The organism is Streptomyces sp. MAR4 CNX-425, assembly GCF_048656465.1.
Taxonomy (GTDB): domain Bacteria; phylum Actinomycetota; class Actinomycetes; order Streptomycetales; family Streptomycetaceae; genus Streptomyces.
Genome location: NZ_JBMDLF010000011.1, coordinates 20,273 through 37,582 on the forward strand (window position 1 = coordinate 20,273; position 17,310 = coordinate 37,582).

Genomic DNA, 17,310 nt, shown 5'->3' on the forward strand with positions numbered 1-17,310 from the left:
CGCCCGCCGCGCGGAGCGCGCGCGCCGGTCCTGTCCGGGGCCGCCGCGTGCGCCGGGTGCCCGCTGCCCGCCTCGTTCTGCTGGTTTCCGAGGGGACGGAGGCGCACCCCACGCCGCACCCCCCGGCACCGCCCGCCGCGCGCTGCGAGGCCGTCCGCCGAGCGTGCGCGCCGGTCCTGTCCGGCAGGCCGCACACCCCGATACCGCCCGCCGCGCGGTGCGCGTCTGCTGCCCGTCCCGTCCCGCCCGTCCCGGACGGGCACTTCGGCTTCGCCGCGACCGCCCCCGCACCGTCGTCACCGCCACGTGCCCCCTCCCTTCCCCGCCGCGACCGGCGCCGCCGCCCCCGCTCCCGCGGCGCCCGTGAGGGGCACCGCCGTGCCCGCGGACCACGTCGTCAGCGGGCGGAAACCCGCGTGGCCGAACTCGCCGAAGACCGTGACCGGGCCGCCGCCCGACACCGCGAGGAGCTGCCACACGCCCGGGCCCCGCGCCGCGGCCGGGTGGAGCGGCAGGGCGCCGTCGCCCGTCCGCTGGGCCAACTGCCAGCCGTCGTCCCCTTCTTCCGGCACGGGCACCACATCCGCGAGCACCACCGGTATCCCCTCCAGCCACGGATCCGCCGCCAGCGCCGCCCCGTACGCCGCGGCCGCCGCCGCGATCCCGGCCCCCGGCGGGACCGCGCGCTCCGGGCCGTCCGCGCCCCCGGCCGGGGACCGCGGGCCCGCGTGGACCGTGCCCAGCGCCGCGCGCAGCGGATACGCGCCCGGGTAGTACGCCAGCTCCGCGTCGAGCACCAGCCCCGTCGGCAACGACTGCTCCGGCGCCCGGCCCGCCGCCCCGTAGACCAGCAGCAGCGCCATCCGGTCGGTGCGCGCGCCGTGGAGCCAGATGCGGCGCGTGACCAACTTGCCGTCGTCGGCGTCCTCCTGGGCCAGCACCAGCCAGCTGTCCCGGAGCGTGCCGCCGCGCAGCAGCCCGGCGGCGTCGACCGTGAGGCCCACCCGCGCCCGGACCGTCGCCGCCAGCGGCTCCGGCAGCTCCGACAGCCGTAGAAAGCCCTGGTCCAGCAGGTGCGTCAGGCTGCACTCGGCGAGCAGCCGGGCCGGCCAGCCGGGGCCCGAGGCCGGCAGCGACCCCAGCTCGCGCACCCGGGCCGCGAGCCCCGGCGCCTGCGCGTCGACCATGCGCGCCGCCGTCTCCTCCCACACCGCGCCCCGCGGCGCCGCCGCGAGCCCGTCCCGCAGCAGGTCCGTCAGCCGCTGCTCCAGCTCCGTCGCCCCCGAGGCGATCCGCTGGAGCCGCTGCTCCGCCCGGCGCCGGGCCTCGGCGGCCGCCGCCGGGTCGGGGGCCCGCTCCGCCGCGGGGGCGGCGGTCGCCGCCGTCCGCTCCGCCTTCTCCCGGCGGCTCGCCAGCCACTCGGCCGCCCACTCCGGCACCGGGCCGGTGTCCCCTCTCTCCCCTCTCTCCCGTCCCTCCCGCGGGACCTCGGGCACCTCGCCCCCGGCCCAGCGCAGCAGCAGCCCCAGCGCGTGCTTGCAGGGGAACTTCCGGCTCGGACAACTGCACTTGTACGCCGGGCCCTGGAGATCCACCGCCGTCTGATACGGCCGGCTGCCGCTGCCGCGGCACAGCCCCCACACCAGGTCGCCCGCGGCCCCGGACTCCGCCCACGGCCCGGCCGCCGCGAGCTTGCCCGCGGCCGTCCGTGACGAGGCGTCAGGGGCCAGCCCCCACACCTGATCCGTGCTCCACCGCTCGCTCTGCCCCTCCATGCCCACGACGCTACGGCCCGGCACTGACAACGTCTCTGACCTGCGTTATCCACAGGCCCGGCGGCGGTGTCAGTGGTGTACGGCAAGGTGGTTTCCGCAGGCGTCGGGGCGGCAGTCGCGGCGGCTGCGACCGAGTCGGCGAGGAGGGGACGATGACGACCACGACAGGGGCAGGCGCGGCCGCCGGGGGCACCGCTGAGGCGGGGCGTTCCGCCGGGTCCGCAGGGTCCGCGGGATCCGCGGAGCCCCCGGGCGCGGACGCGGCCCTGCGGCCGCACGCCGAGGACGCCTTCGCGCACGAGTTGGCGGCCCTCGCCGCCGCGGACGACCGGCCGCGGCCGCCGCGCTGGCGGCTGTCGCCGTGGGCGGTGTCCACGTATCTGCTGGGCGGCACGCTCCCGGACGGCACGGCGATCACGCCCAAGTACGTCGGCCCGCGCCGGATCGTGGAGGTCGCGGTGGCCACGTTGGCCACGGACCGGGCGCTGCTGCTGCTCGGCGTGCCCGGCACCGCGAAGACCTGGGTCTCGGAGCACCTGGCCGCCGCCGTCAGCGGTGATTCCACGCTGCTGGTGCAGGGGACGGCGGGGACGCCGGAGGAGGCGATCCGGTACGGGTGGAACTATGCGCAGCTGCTCGCCGCCGGCCCCAGCCGGGAGGCCCTGGTGCCCAGCCCGGTGATGCGGGCGATGGCGGAGGGCATGACGGCGCGGGTCGAGGAGCTGACCCGGATCCCGGCGGACGTGCAGGACTCGCTCATCACGATCCTGTCGGAGAAGACCCTGCCCGTCGCGGAGCTGGGCGAAGAGATCCAGGCGGTCCGGGGGTTCAACGTGATCGCGACCGCCAATGATCGCGACCGGGGGGTCAACGAGCTGTCCAGCGCGCTGCGCCGCCGCTTCAACACGGTGGTGCTGCCGCTGCCGGCGTCGCCGGAGGACGAGGTCGGCATCGTCACGCAGCGCGTGGCGCAGATCGGCGCCACGCTCCAGCTGCCGCCGGTCCCGGAGGCGGTCGACGAGATCCGCCGGGTCGTCACGGTCTTCCGCGAGCTGCGCGACGGGGAGACGGCCGACGGCCGGACGAAGGTGAAGTCCCCGTCCGGGACGCTGTCGACGGCCGAGGCGATATCCGTGGTCACCGGCGGCCTCGCGCTGGCGGCGCACTTCGGCGACGGGGTGCTGCGGGCGAGCGACGTGGCGGCGGGCATCCAGAGCGCGGTCGTCCGCGATCCGGCGGCCGACAGCGTGGTCTGGCAGGAGTATCTGGAGACGGTCGTGCGCGAGCGCGAGGGCTGGAAGGACCTCTACCGCGCGTGCCGCGAGGTCACGGCGTGACCTCGCGCGGCGCGGCGGGGCCGCGCCGGGCCGCGGGGCCGCGGAGCGTAAGAGAAAGAGGTGCGGTGCGGGCGGGGGAGAAGGACGGCGGCGGCGCGGGCACGCGGGTAGCGGACGCGGGCGGGGCGCACGCCGACGGACGGTCCGCGGACGGGGCGTCCGCGCGCGGGGAGTTCGCCGGCGCGGAGCACGGGGGCAGGGAGTACGGGGCCGCGGAGTACGTGGCCGGGGGAGCCGGAGTCGTGGGCGAGGGGGATCGGGTCGTGGCCGGTGCGGAGGAGGTGCGTCCGGGCGGGGCGGCGGGTGCGGCCGTCGAGCCGTTACTGCTCGGCGTGCGGCACCACGGCCCGGGCTCGGCGCGCGGCGTGGCCGCGGCGCTGGACGCGTACCGGCCGCGGGCCGTGCTCATCGAGGGCCCGCCGGAGGCGGACGCCATCGTCGGGCTGGCGGGTGACGAGGACATGCGGCCGCCGGTCGCGCTGCTGGCTCACGCCGTGGACGAGCCGGCGCGGGCGGGCTTCTGGCCGCTGGCGCACTTCTCGCCGGAGTGGGTCGCGATCCGCTGGGCGCTGCGCCACGGCGTCCCGGTCCGCTTCATCGACCTCCCCGCCGCCCACACCCTCGCGATGGCCGACGCCGGCCGACCGGCTCCCGGTGCCCCGGGCGCGGCAGGCGAACCGGACGCGGACGAGCCCGGAGAGCCCGGAGAGCCCGGAGAGGCGGGCGAAGGAGGACGGGTGCCGGGCCCGGAGGCGGTGCGCCTCGACCCGCTCGCGGTCCTCGCGCAGGCCGCCGGGTACGACGACCCCGAGAGGTGGTGGGAGGACGCGGTCGAGCACCGCATGCCGCCCCGTACCGACCCGGCCGCCCCGGGGGAGGGGCCGCCGGGGACGGGTACCGGCACCGCGGCTCCCGGCGCACCCGTGGCTCCCGGCGCACCCGCGGCCCCCGGCGCACCCGCGGCTCCGGGGGCACCTGCGGCCCCTGGGGCACCCGCGACCCCCGGGACACCTGCGGCTCCCGGGGCACCCGCGGCCCTCGGGGCACCCGTGGCCCCCGGGGCGCCCGGTGGCGTGGACGGCGCGGGCGGTGCCCCTGCCCCCGGCGGGGGCGACGGCGGCGGCGACGCCGGCTCGGGCCGCCGCGACCCGCACCGGGGCGACCCGGGAGGTGCCCCCGCCGCCCGCGGCTCCTCCGCCACCGCCGCTCCCCACGGTCCGGGCGGGCCCGCCGCAGGCGGTGACGTGGCCGCACCGTTCGCCGCGCTGGACGAGGCGATGGGCGTGCTGCGCGAGCGGTACGGCGACGGCGGGCACGACCGGGACCTGGTGCGCGAGGCGCACATGCGGCTGCGGCTGCGGGAGGCGCGGCGCGAGTTCGGCGGGCAGGTCGCCGTCGTGTGCGGCGCCTGGCACGTGCCCGCGCTGCGGACCCGTACCACCGCCACCGCCGACCGCCGCCTGCTCAAGGGCCTGCCCAAGGTCAAGACCGAGGTGGCCTGGGTGCCGTGGACCCACCGGCGGCTGGCGCGGCACAGCGGCTACGGCGCGGGTATCGACTCCCCGGGCTGGTACGCGCACCTCTTCGAGGCCCCGGACCGGCCCATCGAGCGCTGGTTGATCAAGGTCGCGGACCTGCTGCGCGGCGAGGGCCGGATCGTCTCCTCGGCGCACGTCATCGAGGCCGTCCGGCTCGCCACCGCGCTGGCGACGATGCGGGGCCGCCCCCTCGCCGGGCTCGCCGAGACGCTGGACGCCGTACGGGCCGTGATGTGCGACGGCTCCGAGGTGCCGCTGGCGCTCGTCGCGGACCGGCTCGTCGTGGGCGACGCGCTCGGCGAGGTGCCGGACTCGGCGCCCGCCGTGCCGCTCCAGCGGGACCTGGCGCGCACCCAGAAGGCGCTGCGCCTCAAGCCGGCGGCCGAGGAGCGCGAGCTTCAGCTCGACCTGCGCAAGGAGACCGACGCGGGGCGCAGCCGCCTGCTGCACCGGCTGCGGCTCCTCGGCGTCGACTGGGGCGTGCCCGCGGCCTCGCGGGCGAGCACGGGCACGTTCCGCGAGACGTGGAGCCTGCGGTGGGAGCCGGACCTGTCCGTGCGGGTGGTCGAGGCGGCGCTCTGGGGCACGACGGTGGTCGCGGCGGCCACCGCGAAGGCCGAATACGAGGCGGCGCAGGCCGGTTCGCTGGCGGCGGTGACGGCGCTGGCCGAGCAGTGCCTGCTCGCCGAGCTGTCCGACGCGCTGCCGGTCGCGATGCGGGCGCTCGCCGACCGCGCGGCGCTCGACACGGACGTCGGCCACCTGGCGCAGGCGCTCCCCGCGCTGGCCCGGTCCGTCCGCTACGGCGACGTCCGCGGCACGGAGACGGCGGCGCTGGCGGAGGTCGCCACGGGGCTGGCCGACCGGATCTTCGTCGGCCTCCCCGGCGCGTGCGCGGGGCTCGACGCGGACGGGGCGCAGGAGATGCGCACCCACGTCGACGCGGTGCACGGCGCGGTGGCCCTGCTGGACGCGGGCGACGCGCCGCGGGGCGGCCCGGAAGAAGAGGAGAGCGGAGGAGGCGCCGGTGAGGGCGCCGGGCGCGGCGGGGACGCGGCGAGCGGTGCCGTTCCGGGGGGAAGTCCGGTGCCGGGCGGGGCGGATTCGCTGCGCGGGCGGTGGGCCGCCGCGCTGCGGGTGCTGGCCAGCCGGGACGCCGTGCCCGGACTCATCCGCGGGCGGGCGGTGCGGCTGCTCCTCGACGGCGGCCGGATGCCGGCCGAGGAGGCGGAGCGGGCCATGGGCCTCGCGCTGTCCCACGCGGTGCCGCCCGCGGACGCCGCCGCGTGGGTCGAGGGCTTCCTCGGCGGCGACGGCGGCATGCTCCTCGTGCACGACGAGAGGCTGCTCGCGCTCGTCGACGGCTGGCTGACCGGGCTGGCCGGCGACGCCTTCACGGACGTGCTGCCGCTGCTGCGGCGGACGTTTGCCGAGTACGAGCCGGGGGCCCGCCGGGCGATCGGCGAGCTGGTGCGCCGCGGGGCCACCGCCGCGGGCCCGGCCGAGCCGGACGGCCTGCCCGGCTTCGCCGACGAGGTCGACGCGGCCCGCGCCGAGGCCGTCCTGCCCACGATCCGAGCGCTGCTCGGCACGAAGGAGGCACCCCGGTGACCCCGCCCGCCGCCGCAGACGGTCCGCAGCACCCCCCGACCCCGTACGAGGAGACCCCGATGCCCAGCCCGCCCCCCGGTCTCCGACCCACCCCCGCCCCCGCGCCGGGCCCGAAGACCGCGCCGGCGGATTCCGCCGCGGGTGTGCACCCGCCCGGCCCCGGCGACCCCGCCCCGATCCCCGCGCCCGCGCCCGCCGCCCACGCGGCCACCGCCACCCCCGGCCCTGCGCCGGGCCCGCGGACCGCGTCGGCGGATTCCGCCGCGGGTGTGTACTCGCCCGGCCCCGGCGACTCCACCCCGGCCCCCGCGCCCTCGCCCGCCCCGGTACCCGCGGCCCCCACCCACGCGGCCACCGCCACCCCCGGCCCCGCGTTCTCCGCCGCCCCCGGCGCCCCGGCGGCCGCCGCCCCCACCCGCGCGGCCACCGCGAGCCCCGGCCCGCCTGCCTCCGCCGCCTCGCGGAGCGACGCCGCCGAACCCGCGCTCGGCGGCGTCGCCGGGGAGCGGCTGCGGCGCTGGCGGCTCGTTCTCGGGGGCGAGGGGGGCGGGGACGGGACCGGGCGGGCGCTGGACGGGGACGACGCCGGTATGGACCGCACGCTGGCCGCGCTCTACGGCTCCCCCGACGGCCCCGCCGGCGGCGGCAGCCGCCGCCGCGCCGGGCTCGGCGGCTCCGCGCCGCAGGTGGCGCGGTGGCTCGGCGACGTGCGGACGTACTTCCCCACCCCCGTCGTCCAGGTCATGCAGCGCGACGCGATCGACCGGCTCGGCATCGCCTCGCTCCTCCTGGAGCCCGAGATGCTCGCCGCCGTCGAGCCCGACGTGCACCTCGTCGGCACGCTGCTCTCCCTCGCCAAGGCCATGCCCGACGAGGCCCGCGAGACGGCCCGCGCCGTCGTCCGCCAGGTCACCGACGACCTGGAGCGCAAGCTCGCCGCCCGCACCCGCGCCACCCTCACCGGCGCCCTCGACCGCGCCGCCCGCGTCCAGCGCCCCCGGCACCGCGACATCGACTGGGACCGCACCATCCGCGCCAACCTCAAGCACTACCTCCCCGAGCACCGCACCGTCGTCCCCGAGCGCCTCGTCGGCTACGCGCGCGCCGCCCGCTCCGTCCGCAAGGAGGTCGTCCTCGCCATCGACCAGTCCGGCTCGATGGCCGCCTCCGTCGTCTACGCGTCCGTCTTCGGCGCCGTCCTCGCCTCCATGCGCTCCCTCGCCACCCGGCTCGTCGCCTTCGACACCGCCGTCGTCGACCTCACCGACCAGCTCAGCGACCCCGTGGACGTCCTCTTCGGCACCCAGCTCGGCGGCGGTACGGACATCAACCGGGCGCTCGCCTACTGCCAGCAGCGCATCACCCGCCCCGCCGACACCGTGGTCGTGCTCATCAGCGACCTGTACGAGGGCGGCATACGTCAGGAGATGCTGAAGCGGGTCGCGGCGATGAAGGCGTCCGGCGTGCAGTTCGTCGCGCTGCTCGCGCTCTCCGACGAGGGCGCGCCCGCGTACGACCGGGACCACGCCGCCGCGCTCGCCGCCCTCGGCGCGCCCGCCTTCGCCTGCACGCCCGAGCTGTTCCCGGAGGTGATGGCCGCCGCCCTCGAAGGCCGCCCGCTGCCCGCCCCGGCGGAGGCGTGAGCGGAGACGGAGGGAGGGGGGCGTACGGGCCGGAGAGGCGGAGAAGGGGGCGTGGGAGAGGGGCCGGAGCGCAGTCCTCCGTGGTCCATCCGTACCCCGCGGACGCCCGGGCCGCACCTGTGACCGTTCTCACCGCGCCGGTGTGACCCCGGATTTAGGCCGCGCTGTCGGGCAGGGCTAATCTGCAAGACGACCCTGCCATTACAACGCGACACGACTGAATCACAAGGGACGGACGCGCGTGGATCTGTTCGAGTACCAGGCGAGGGATCTCTTCGCCAAGCATGGTGTACCGGTGCTGGCCGGCGAAGTCATCGACACGCCCGAGGCGGCGCGCCAGGTGACCGCGGAGCTCGGCGGTCGCGCCGTCGTCAAGGCCCAGGTCAAGACCGGCGGCCGGGGCAAGGCGGGCGGCGTGAAGCTCGCGTCCGACCCGGACGACGCCGTCGAGAAGGCCGGCCAGATTCTGGGCATGGACATCAAGGGCCACACGGTCCACAAGGTGATGCTCGCGCAGACCGCCGAGATCGCCGACGAGTACTACGTGTCGTACCTCCTCGACCGCGCCAACCGCACCTTCCTCGCCATGGCGTCCGTCGAGGGCGGCATGGACATCGAGGAGGTCGCGGCCACGAAGCCGGAGGCGCTGGCCCGGATCCCCGTGGACGCGAACGACGGCGTGACCGAGGCCAAGGCCCGCGAGATCGTCGAGGCCGCCCGCTTCCCCGCGGAGATCGCCGACCAGGTCGCCCAGGTCCTGCAGACCCTCTGGACCGTCTTCGTCAAGGAGGACGCCCTCCTGGTCGAGGTCAACCCGCTGGTCAAGACCGCCGACGGGACCGTGCTGGCGCTGGACGGCAAGGTGTCGCTGGACGCGAACGCCGAGTTCCGCCAGCCCGACCACGGCGCGTTCGAGGACAAGGCCGCCGCCAACCCGCTGGAGGCCGCGGCCAAGGCCAAGGGCCTCAACTACGTGAAGCTCGACGGCCAGGTCGGCATCATCGGCAACGGCGCGGGCCTGGTCATGTCCACCCTCGACGTCGTCGCGTACGCGGGCGAGCGGCACGGCGCCGTCAAGCCCGCCAACTTCCTCGACATCGGCGGCGGCGCCTCCGCCGACGTGATGGCCAACGGCCTGGAGATCATCCTCGGCGACCCGGACGTCCGGTCCGTCTTCGTCAACGTCTTCGGCGGCATCACCGCCTGCGACGAGGTCGCCAACGGCATCGTGCAGGCTCTCGCGCTGCTCAAGAACAAGGGCGAGGACGTCACGAAGCCGCTGGTCGTGCGCCTCGACGGCAACAACGCCGAGCTGGGCCGCAAGATCCTCAGCGACGCGAACCACCCGCTCGTCGAGCAGGTGGACACCATGGACGGCGCCGCCGACCGCGCCGCCGAGCTGGCCGCCAAGTAAGGACAGAGGACAGAAGAAAACCATGGCTATCTTCCTCACCAAGGACTCCAAGGTCATCGTCCAGGGCATGACCGGCTCGGAGGGCCAGAAGCACACGCGGCGGATGCTCGCGTCCGGCACCAACGTCGTCGGCGGGGTCAACCCCCGCAAGGCGGGCCAGCAGGTCGACTTCGACGGCACCGAGGTCCCGGTCTTCGGATCGGTGCGGGAGGCCGTCGACGCCACCGGCGCGGACGTCTCCGTCATCTTCGTGCCGGAGAAGTTCACGAAGTCCGCGGTGGTCGAGGCGATCGACGCCGAGATCCCGCTCGCGGTGGTCATCACCGAGGGCATCGCGGTCCACGACACCGCCGCCTTCTGGGCGTACGCGGGCGCGAAGGGCAACAAGACGCGCATCGTGGGCCCCAACTGCCCGGGCCTGATCACCCCCGGCCAGTCCAACGCGGGCATCATCCCCGCGGACATCACCAAGCCGGGGCGGATCGGCCTGGTGTCGAAGTCCGGCACGCTGACGTACCAGATGATGTACGAGCTGCGTGACCTCGGCTTCTCCACCTGCGTCGGCATCGGCGGCGACCCGGTCATCGGCACCACCCACATCGACGCCCTCGAAGCCTTCGAGGCCGACGCCGACACCGACCTGATCGTGATGATCGGCGAGATCGGCGGCGACGCCGAGGAGCGGGCCGCGGACTACATCAAGGCCAACGTGACGAAGCCGGTCGTCGGCTACGTCGCCGGCTTCACCGCGCCCGAGGGCAAGACGATGGGCCACGCCGGTGCGATCGTCTCCGGTTCGTCGGGCACGGCCCAGGCGAAGAAGGAGGCGCTGGAGGCCGCGGGCGTGAAGGTCGGCAAGACGCCGTCGGAGACGGCGCGGCTGGCCCGCGAGCTGCTGACGAGCTGACGCCCCCCGCGGCTCGCCGCGAACGGCACCGAGAGCGGGTCCGCCCCTTGGGGGGTGGGCCCGCTTTCGCGCGTCAGCACGGAGGGCCGCGGCCGGGTCGCCCGAACGGGTGGTTCGGGTGGCCGCCGGCGGCGGGCGCCGACCGGGCGGGCGCGGTCCGTCCCGGGCAGCCCGTGCGGCCGGTCCCGCCCGCCCGGTCCCGCCAGTCCGATCCTGCCAGTCCGGTCCCGCCAGCCCGGTCCCGCTAGTCCGGGGCGGCAGGCGGTGGACGGACCGGACGGGCCGGAGCGGCCGGTGCGGGCGGCGCGCCCGCGCCCGGCGCGGCGTGTGCCCGGTGGTGGCGGTCGCCCCCGGGCTGTCCGCCGGGCCGGGTGCCGCGCGGTGGGGCGGTGCCCGGCGCGGCCGGCGCGGCGGTGCTCGCTGCCGGTGGCGTCCCCGTACCCGCCGCGGGTGGCTGACCGGCCCGGACGCCCGGCCACGGGGGTGCGGTCCGGTCGCGGGTGTGGTCCTCGCCCAGGACGCTGACGGCCGCGGCGGCGAGGAAGAGGGCGGCGGCGAGCAGGGCGTAGCGGCGCAGCTGCCGGTCCGTACGGCGCTCGCTGCGGTGGCGTGCGGCGCCGGGGGGCAGGGTGCGTATCGGCTGCGTGGCGGCGAACCGCCGCAGCCCGGCGCGCAGCGCCTCCGCCCGTTCGGCCGCCGGGAGCCGCCCCAGCTCCGGTACGGCCGCGGCCAGCGCCTCGTGCGCGTGCGTCAGCCGGGCCGCGGCGGCCAGGGTGGTGGCCTCCAGCTCGGCGGCTGCCTCGGGCAGGTCCAGCCCGACGACGTCGTAGACGACGACGGCGCTGCGGTACGACTCCGGCAGCGCCAGCAGCGCCGCGAACAGCCGCCGGTCCGCCGCCTCGCCGTCCGCCTCGCCGTCCGGCCCGTCGCCGTACCCCTCCGGGGACTCCGCGCCCGCGCCCCGCCTCCGGATCCCGCGCCGCCGCCGGCGTCCCCGGGCGCGCAGCCACTCCCACGGCTCCTGCACGTAGGCGAACGCGGCGGCCCGCACCCACCCCGGCGGATCCCGGTCGGAGGCCACCTCGGGCCAGCGCTCCCAGGCGAGGTGGAAGGCGTGTTCGACGGCCTCGCGGGTGAGGGCGTGGTCGCCGGTGAGGAGGTACGTGTGCCGGGTGACGTCGGCGGCGCAGCGCTGGTAGAGCGCGTCGTACGCGGCCTGCGCGGCTGCGGCCGTGGCGTCGGCGGCGGCCGCGGAGTTCCGTGCGGCGGCGGCGCGGCGCCCGGCCCGGTAGGCGCGGCTCCCGTACGCCCCGACCCGGTGTGCCCCGCCCCGGGCCGGGCGGCGACGGGGCGTGCCGCCGCCGGAGCCCGTGCCCGGGGAGGCCGCGGCTCCGGTCACCCCGGTCCCGGGCGGCGCGCCGCCGGAGACGCCCGGCCCGTACACCCCGGCCCCGGCAGCCCCATCCCCGGCAGCCTGGGCCCGCGCCGGCCCGGTCCCCCCGCTCACCAGCGGTATCTCCTGCGTGTCCGCCTGCTCCGCCGGCCGCTCCCGCCCCCGTCTTCGCCCGCGCCGCCTCCGGCGTCGCTCCCGCGGCCCGATCGGCACCGGCGGCGCTATGTCAGGGTCCATAGCAGCATCGTGGCCAACACGACGGGCATTCGCTCGTTACCAGGGCGAAACGGGTGTATTTGGCACCATGGCGGCCGTGAGCCAATTGACCGACCTCGCCCCGTCGTTGTCACCCCGGCGCCAGGCCCGGGGCGCCCGCGGCGCCGCCGTGGCCGCCGCGCTGGCCGGTGGGTTCCTCGCCGCCGGCCTCGGCCTGGGGTTTCTCGCCGTGCTCGTGCTGCTGCTGTGGATCACGTCCCCGTACCCCGACAGCGGCCCGGGCGGGGCCCTGCGCGTCGTCGCCGACCTGTGGCTGCTCGCCCACGGCGCCGATCTCGTACGCACCGAGACCCGCACCGGCGTGCCCGCGCCCGTCGGCCTCACGCCGCTGCTGCTCACGGCGCTGCCCGTCTTCCTGCTGCACCGCACCGCGCGCGACGCGCTCACCCCGCAGGACGGCCGGCCGCAGCTCGCGCCGCTCGCCACCGGCGCGTGGGTGGCCTGCGGCTATCTGGCCGTCGCCGCCACCGTGACCGGGTACGCCCTCGGTGGGCCGCTGCACGCCGCGCCGCTCAGCGCCGCGGTCGTGGTGCCGCTGACGGTGTCGGCGGCCACCGCCGCCGGGGTGTGGTCCGCGGCCGGGACGCCCGCCGTGCTGCTGCCCCGCCGGCGGCGGCCGGCGGCGGCTGACGCGCGGGCCGGGGCGGCGCCGCGCGCGGAGGCCGTCGCCCGGGCCGGTGCGGCTGGGGTCGTCGCGCTGGTCGGCGGGGGTGCGCTGCTGTGCGGGATCGCGCTGGTCACGCACGCGGCCGTCGCGCAGGAGCACTTCCTGTCCCTCTCCGGGACGGTCTCCGGCCGGTTCGGCGTCTTCCTCCTCGCCCTCGCGCTGCTGCCGAACGCCGCGGTGTGGGCGGCGGCGTACGGGCTCGGGCCCGGCTTCACCGTCGGGGCCGGGAGCGCGGTGGCGCCGCTGGGCGCCGCCGACTACCCCGTGCAGCCCGTCTTCCCGCTGCTCGCCGCGGTGCCGGGGGAGGGCCCCGGCGGGCCGCTGACCTGGGCCGCCGCGGCGGTGCCGGCGGTGGCGGGGGTCGTCGTCGGGTGCTTCGCGGGGCGGGCGGCGGCGCCGGTGGCGGGGGAGCGGGGGCCGAGCTGGCGGTGGTGGCCGACGGTGTGGGTGACGGCCTCGGCGGCGCTCGCCTGCGGCGCGGGCACGGCGGCGCTGGCGTGGCTCGCCGGTGGCCCGCTCGGTACCCGGACGCTGGCGGAGTTCGGGCCGGTGTGGTGGCAGGCCGGCGGGGCGGCGGTGGCGTGGACGGCGGTGATCGGGGTGCCGGTGGCGCTCGTCGTACGGGCCGTGCGGCTGCGCGGCGCGGACCCGCTGGTGTCGGCGGGGCGGCCTACCCTGGGGCGGGAGTGCGGGGGACGTGGTGCGGTGGCGGCGCCCGGGGCGCCCGTCCGGGGGCGGCGGTGGCGGTGGGGCCGGCAGGGCTGGCCGCTGTGGGAGCCGCGCTCGCGGCTGGCGGAGGAGTGGCAGGAGGAGCCGGGCGGCGACTGACGCCGGGCCCGCCCCGCGCGCCCGGGCTACGCCCCGTGCCCCGTACCGACGGTCCCGCCTGGGGCTTGCTCGCGTGCGTGACGCTGCCGGGTCCGGCTCACTTTCGTGGTCCTGCCGGGACCGCCCACGTGCGCGGTCCCGCCGGCCTCGTGTCCGGGATCCGCCCGCCGCGGCGCGCGCCCTGACCCGGCCTCGCGGTCCGACCGCGCCCCGTACCGGCCCACGCCGGTGCCCGCCGCCCGCCCGGGGCGCCCGCGGCGGGCCGCCCGCGCGTCAGTCGCGTTCGAAGAACGTCCGCAGCGGCTTGGGCAGTTCGTCGCTGCACTTGTCCTTCGACGTCTCGGTGAGCGCGTCGCTGCGGCAGCTGAAGTAGTCCCGGTACGCGATCTGCACCGCGAACCCGGCGAGCACGATGGACAGCGTGATGCCCGCCGCCACGATGCCCGTGATCGCCGTCGTGGTGTGCTGCCGGGTGCCCTTCCCCTGGCGCTGGACGGGCTGGCCGAAGGCGTCGGTGCCGCCGTTGTTCCGGGCGTTGTTCGCGGCGGCGTTGTCCTGTCCGCCGGACTTGCCGCGCAGCGCGTCGATGCCCCAGTAGAGCGCCAGCGCGCCGAGGAGCAGCGCCAGCGGCCACCAGTTGAACAGGGCGAAGAAGAAGCCCCACATGCCGGCGAGCAGCGCGTACCGCGAGCGCCGCTGCACGGGGTCGGTCGGGTCCCAGCGCAGATTGCCGCGGGGGCCGTCGCCGCGGCCGTTGTTCTTGCCGGAGCCCGGCTCGTCGCCCGACCCGCCCGAGCCACCCGGGCCGGGCCCGGGGCCCTGCGGCCCGCCGGGGCCCTGCTGGCCCGGGTCGCCGCCGCCCCAACTGCCGTGGCCGGGCGGCGGCTGCTGGGGGCTCCACTGGTTGCCCCACGGGGGCGGCGGCTGGTCCTGGCCGCCGTTCTGCCCGTTGCCCTGGCCGCCGTTGCCCTGACCGCCCTGACCGTCCTGACCGCCCTGGCCGCCGTCGTGGCCGCCGCCCCCGGGCGCGTCGCGGGGCTGCTGCGGCGGCGCGCCCTGCGGTCCCGGCCCGTACTGCGGCATCCCCTGCGGCGGCGCACCGTGAGGCGGCGCCCCGTAAGGCGAGCCACCGTAAGGCGGTGCGCCGGGCGGCGGCGCGCCGTAAGGCCCCGGCCCGTACGGCGGCTGCCCCTGCGGCTGCCCCGGTGCGCCCGGTCCGCTCGGCGCCCCCGGTCCGCCGCCCTCCGGCGGCGGCGCCGGTGCCGCCGCGGCGTCCGCGTCCGACGGCGGCCGGGCGTCGCGGTACGCGACGCCGCCCTGCCCGGGCACGCGCACGTCCCGGGGCGCGCCGAACCGCCCGCGCGACTGCGCGCGCTGCTGCGAGGGGGCCCCGGCCGATGCGGGGACGGGGCGTCGGAGGGCCGCGCTGCGGCGTCGGTCCGGCTGCATCTGGACGGCGTCGTCTCCTCAGGTCGTCTGCCCGCTCGGCCGGGGCGCGTACGCGGGCGCGCGTACTTGCTACCGGAGACGCTACCCCGCCCGGCCTGCCGCGGCCCCGTCAGGGGACGCCCGGTATGGTGGCAGACGTCCGTCGCCCCTCCCCGGGCCCCCTGGTACCCCAGGGTCTCGCGGCTCGTACGGACGCACAATCGCCCGCCGAAGAGAGATCCGCCGTGGTTCCGCATGCGCCCGCCCGCATCGTCGTGCTCGTCTCCGGCTCCGGTACGAACTTGCAGGCCCTGCTCGACGCCGTCGCCGCACGCGGCGCGGACGCCTACGGCGCCGAGGTCGTCGCCGTGGGCGCCGACCGCACCGCCGACGCCGGCGCGGCCGGGCTGCTGCGCGCCGAGCGCGCCGGGCTGCCGACGTTCGTGTGCCGCGTCCCGGACTTCGCCACCCGCGCCGAGTGGGACCGGGCGCTGGCCGAGGCGACGGCCGCGTACGAGCCGGACCTCGTCGTCTCGGCCGGGTTCATGAAGATCGTGGGGAAGGAGTTCCTGGCGCGCTTCGGCGGCCGGTTCGTCAACACCCACCCCGCGCTGCTTCCCAGCTTTCCCGGCGCCCACGCCGTACGCGACGCGCTCGCGCACGGCGTCAAGGTCACCGGGTGCACCGTCCACTTCGTCGACGAAGGCGTCGACACCGGCCCGATCATCGCGCAGGGCGCGGTCGAGGTCCGCGAGGAGGACCACCGGGACGGGGGCGAGGCGCTCCACGAGCGCATCAAGGCAGTCGAACGCCGGCTGCTCGTCGACGTCGTGGGCCGGCTGGCCCGGGACGGCTACCGCGTCGAGGATCGAAAGGTTCGCTTCGGTGAGTAATTCGGTGAGTCATACAGAGTCGTCAGGGTCCGGCGCGCAGCGGCCGGTCCACCGCGCGCTCATCAGCGTCTACGACAAGACGGGCCTGGAGGAGCTGGCCCGCGGGTTGCACGAGGCCGGGGTCGCGCTCGTCTCCACCGGCTCGACGGCCGCCCGCATCGCCGCGGCCGGGGTGCCGGTGACGCAGGTCGAGGAGCTGACCGGCTTCCCCGAGTGCCTGGACGGCCGGGTCAAGACCCTGCACCCGCGCGTGCACGCCGGCCTCCTCGCCGACCTCCGCCTGGACGACCACCGGCGCCAGCTCGCGGAGTTGGGCGTCGAGCCGTTCGAGCTGCTGGTGAGCAACCTCTACCCGTTCGCCGAGACCGTCGCCTCCGGCGCCTCGCCCGACGAGTGCGTGGAGCAGATCGACATCGGCGGCCCGTCGATGGTCCGGGGCGCGGCGAAGAACCACCCGTCGGTCGCGGTGGTCGTCAACCCCGCGCGCTACGACGAGGTGCTGAAGGCGGTCGCCGACGGCGGCTTCGACCTGGCGCAGCGCCGGCGGCTCGCGGCGGAGGCGTTCCAGCACACGGCGGCGTACGACGTGGCGGTGGCCAACTGGTTCGCCGAGGAGTGCGCGCCCGCCGACGACGGCCCGCCGGACTTCCTCGGCGCCGCGTACACCCGCCTGCACCCCCTGCGCTACGGCGAGAACCCGCACCAGGCCGCCGCCCTCTACACCGACGGCTCCGGCACCGGCCTGCCCGGCGCCGAGCAGCTGCACGGCAAGGAGATGTCGTACAACAACTACGTCGACACCGAGGCCGCCCGGCGCGCCGCGTACGACCACGAGCGTCCCTGCGTCGCGATCATCAAGCACGCAAACCCCTGCGGCATCGCCGTCGCCGACGACGTCGCCGCGGCGCACCGCAAGGCGCACGCGTGCGACCCGGTGTCCGCGTACGGCGGCGTGATCGCCGTCAACCGGCCGGTGTCCAAGGAGCTGGCCGAGCAGGTCGCCGACATCTTTACCGAGGTCATCGTCGCGCCGTCGTACGAGGACGGGGCGCTGGAGGCGCTGACGCGCAAGAAGAACATCCGCATCCTGGCGAGCCCCGGTGCGCCGCAGCGCGCGCGGGAGCTCCGGCCGGTCGACGGCGGGCTGCTGGTGCAGGAGCGGGACGTGTTCCAGGCCGCGGGCGACGACCCGGCCGCCTGGACGCTGGCCGTGGGCGAGCCGCTGGACGCGGCGGGGCTGGCGGACCTGGCGTTCGCCTGGCGGGCGTGCCGCGCGGTGAAGTCCAACGCGATCCTGCTGGCGAAGGACGGCGCGACCGTCGGCGTCGGCATGGGGCAGGTCAACCGCGTCGACTCGGCGAAGCTCGCGGTGCAGCGCGCGGGCGTGGAGCGCGCGGCCGGGGCGTACGCCGCCTCGGACGCCTTCTTCCCCTTCCCCGACGGGCTTGACGTGCTGCTCGACGCGGGGGTACGGGCCGTGGTGCAGCCGGGCGGGTCGATCCGCGACGAGCAGGTGGTCGAGGCGGCGCGGAAGGCGGGCGTGACCATGTACCTCACGGGCGCGCGGCACTTCTATCACTGAGAGGGCCGGTACGTACGA

At 77.4% G+C, this 17,310-nt stretch carries 11 protein-coding genes; 8 read left to right on the forward strand and 3 right to left on the reverse strand.

From position 1 onward, the window contains the following. Positions 1 to 296: 296 nt before the first annotated feature. Positions 297 to 1,775: an SWIM zinc finger family protein gene (locus ACHZ99_RS26815; RefSeq protein ID WP_420307337.1), complete on the reverse strand. Its 1,479-nt coding sequence runs from the start codon at positions 1,773 to 1,775 to the stop codon at positions 297 to 299. A gap of 152 nt (positions 1,776 to 1,927) precedes the next feature. Here ACHZ99_RS26815 and ACHZ99_RS26820 point away from each other — a divergent pair, with 152 nt between their 5' ends. The 5 genes from ACHZ99_RS26820 to sucD all read left to right on the forward strand — a co-directional run bounded on the left by ACHZ99_RS26820 (position 1,928) and on the right by sucD (position 10,225). Then, positions 1,928 to 3,112 carry an ATP-binding protein gene (locus tag ACHZ99_RS26820; RefSeq protein ID WP_420307338.1) on the forward strand — a complete coding sequence of 395 codons (1,185 nt, stop codon included), beginning with the start codon at positions 1,928 to 1,930 and terminating at the stop codon, positions 3,110 to 3,112. Between the two features lie 263 nt (positions 3,113 to 3,375). Continuing rightward, positions 3,376 to 6,261: a DUF5682 family protein gene (locus tag ACHZ99_RS26825; protein ID WP_420307542.1), complete on the forward strand. Its 2,886-nt coding sequence runs from the start codon at positions 3,376 to 3,378 to the stop codon at positions 6,259 to 6,261. A gap of 509 nt (positions 6,262 to 6,770) precedes the next feature. Beyond that, on the forward strand, positions 6,771 to 7,904 hold the full coding sequence (locus ACHZ99_RS26830) for a VWA domain-containing protein (protein ID WP_420307544.1): 1,134 nt from the start codon (positions 6,771 to 6,773) through the stop codon (positions 7,902 to 7,904). A gap of 241 nt (positions 7,905 to 8,145) precedes the next feature. After that, the gene (gene sucC / locus ACHZ99_RS26835) at positions 8,146 to 9,318 is read left to right on the forward strand and encodes an ADP-forming succinate--CoA ligase subunit beta (protein WP_420307339.1); all 1,173 of its coding nucleotides are present in this window, start codon (positions 8,146 to 8,148) and stop codon (positions 9,316 to 9,318) included. Positions 9,319 to 9,340: 22 nt separating this feature from the next. Next, on the forward strand, positions 9,341 to 10,225 hold the full coding sequence (sucD, locus tag ACHZ99_RS26840) for a succinate--CoA ligase subunit alpha (protein WP_420307340.1): 885 nt from the start codon (positions 9,341 to 9,343) through the stop codon (positions 10,223 to 10,225). Positions 10,226 to 10,469: 244 nt separating this feature from the next. Here the strand turns inward: sucD and ACHZ99_RS26845 are convergent, their stop codons facing one another. Continuing rightward, entirely contained in the window at positions 10,470 to 11,732 is a 1,263-nt protein-coding gene (locus ACHZ99_RS26845) for an RNA polymerase sigma factor (protein ID WP_420307341.1), read from the reverse strand. A gap of 199 nt (positions 11,733 to 11,931) precedes the next feature. On the opposite strand from ACHZ99_RS26845, the gene ACHZ99_RS26850 reads away from it, so the two are divergent. Next, a complete protein-coding gene (locus ACHZ99_RS26850; protein WP_420307342.1) occupies positions 11,932 to 13,389 on the forward strand; it encodes a DUF6350 family protein in 1,458 nt (485 codons plus the stop codon). 273 nt (positions 13,390 to 13,662) lie between these two features. Here ACHZ99_RS26850 and ACHZ99_RS26855 read toward each other — a convergent pair whose 3' ends face one another. Next, positions 13,663 to 14,472, reverse strand: a complete 810-nt coding sequence (locus tag ACHZ99_RS26855) for a hypothetical protein (protein ID WP_420307343.1) — start codon at positions 14,470 to 14,472, stop codon at positions 13,663 to 13,665. 590 nt (positions 14,473 to 15,062) lie between these two features. Here ACHZ99_RS26855 and purN point away from each other — a divergent pair. Together purN and purH are read left to right on the forward strand one after the other, a co-directional pair. Next, positions 15,063 to 15,710, forward strand: coding sequence for a phosphoribosylglycinamide formyltransferase (purN, locus tag ACHZ99_RS26860; protein WP_420307344.1), 648 nt, complete (start codon positions 15,063 to 15,065; stop codon positions 15,708 to 15,710). Between the two features lie 4 nt (positions 15,711 to 15,714). After that, a complete protein-coding gene (gene purH / locus ACHZ99_RS26865) occupies positions 15,715 to 17,292 on the forward strand; it encodes a bifunctional phosphoribosylaminoimidazolecarboxamide formyltransferase/IMP cyclohydrolase (protein ID WP_420307345.1) in 1,578 nt (525 codons plus the stop codon). Positions 17,293 to 17,310 lie beyond the last annotated feature (18 nt).

What these genes read in the sequence shown, in the direction of transcription:
- ACHZ99_RS26815 (WP_420307337.1), bottom strand. Translation starts at nt 1,775, where the DNA reads ATGGAGGGGCAGAGCGAGCGGTGGAGCACGGATCAGGTGTGGGGGCTG.
- ACHZ99_RS26855 (WP_420307343.1), bottom strand. Translation starts at nt 14,472, where the DNA reads ATGCCGCAGTACGGGCCGGGACCGCAGGGCGCGCCGCCGCAGCAGCCC.
- sucD (WP_420307340.1), top strand. Translation starts at nt 9,341, where the DNA reads ATGGCTATCTTCCTCACCAAGGACTCCAAGGTCATCGTCCAGGGCATG.
- ACHZ99_RS26820 (WP_420307338.1), top strand. Translation starts at nt 1,928, where the DNA reads ATGACGACCACGACAGGGGCAGGCGCGGCCGCCGGGGGCACCGCTGAG.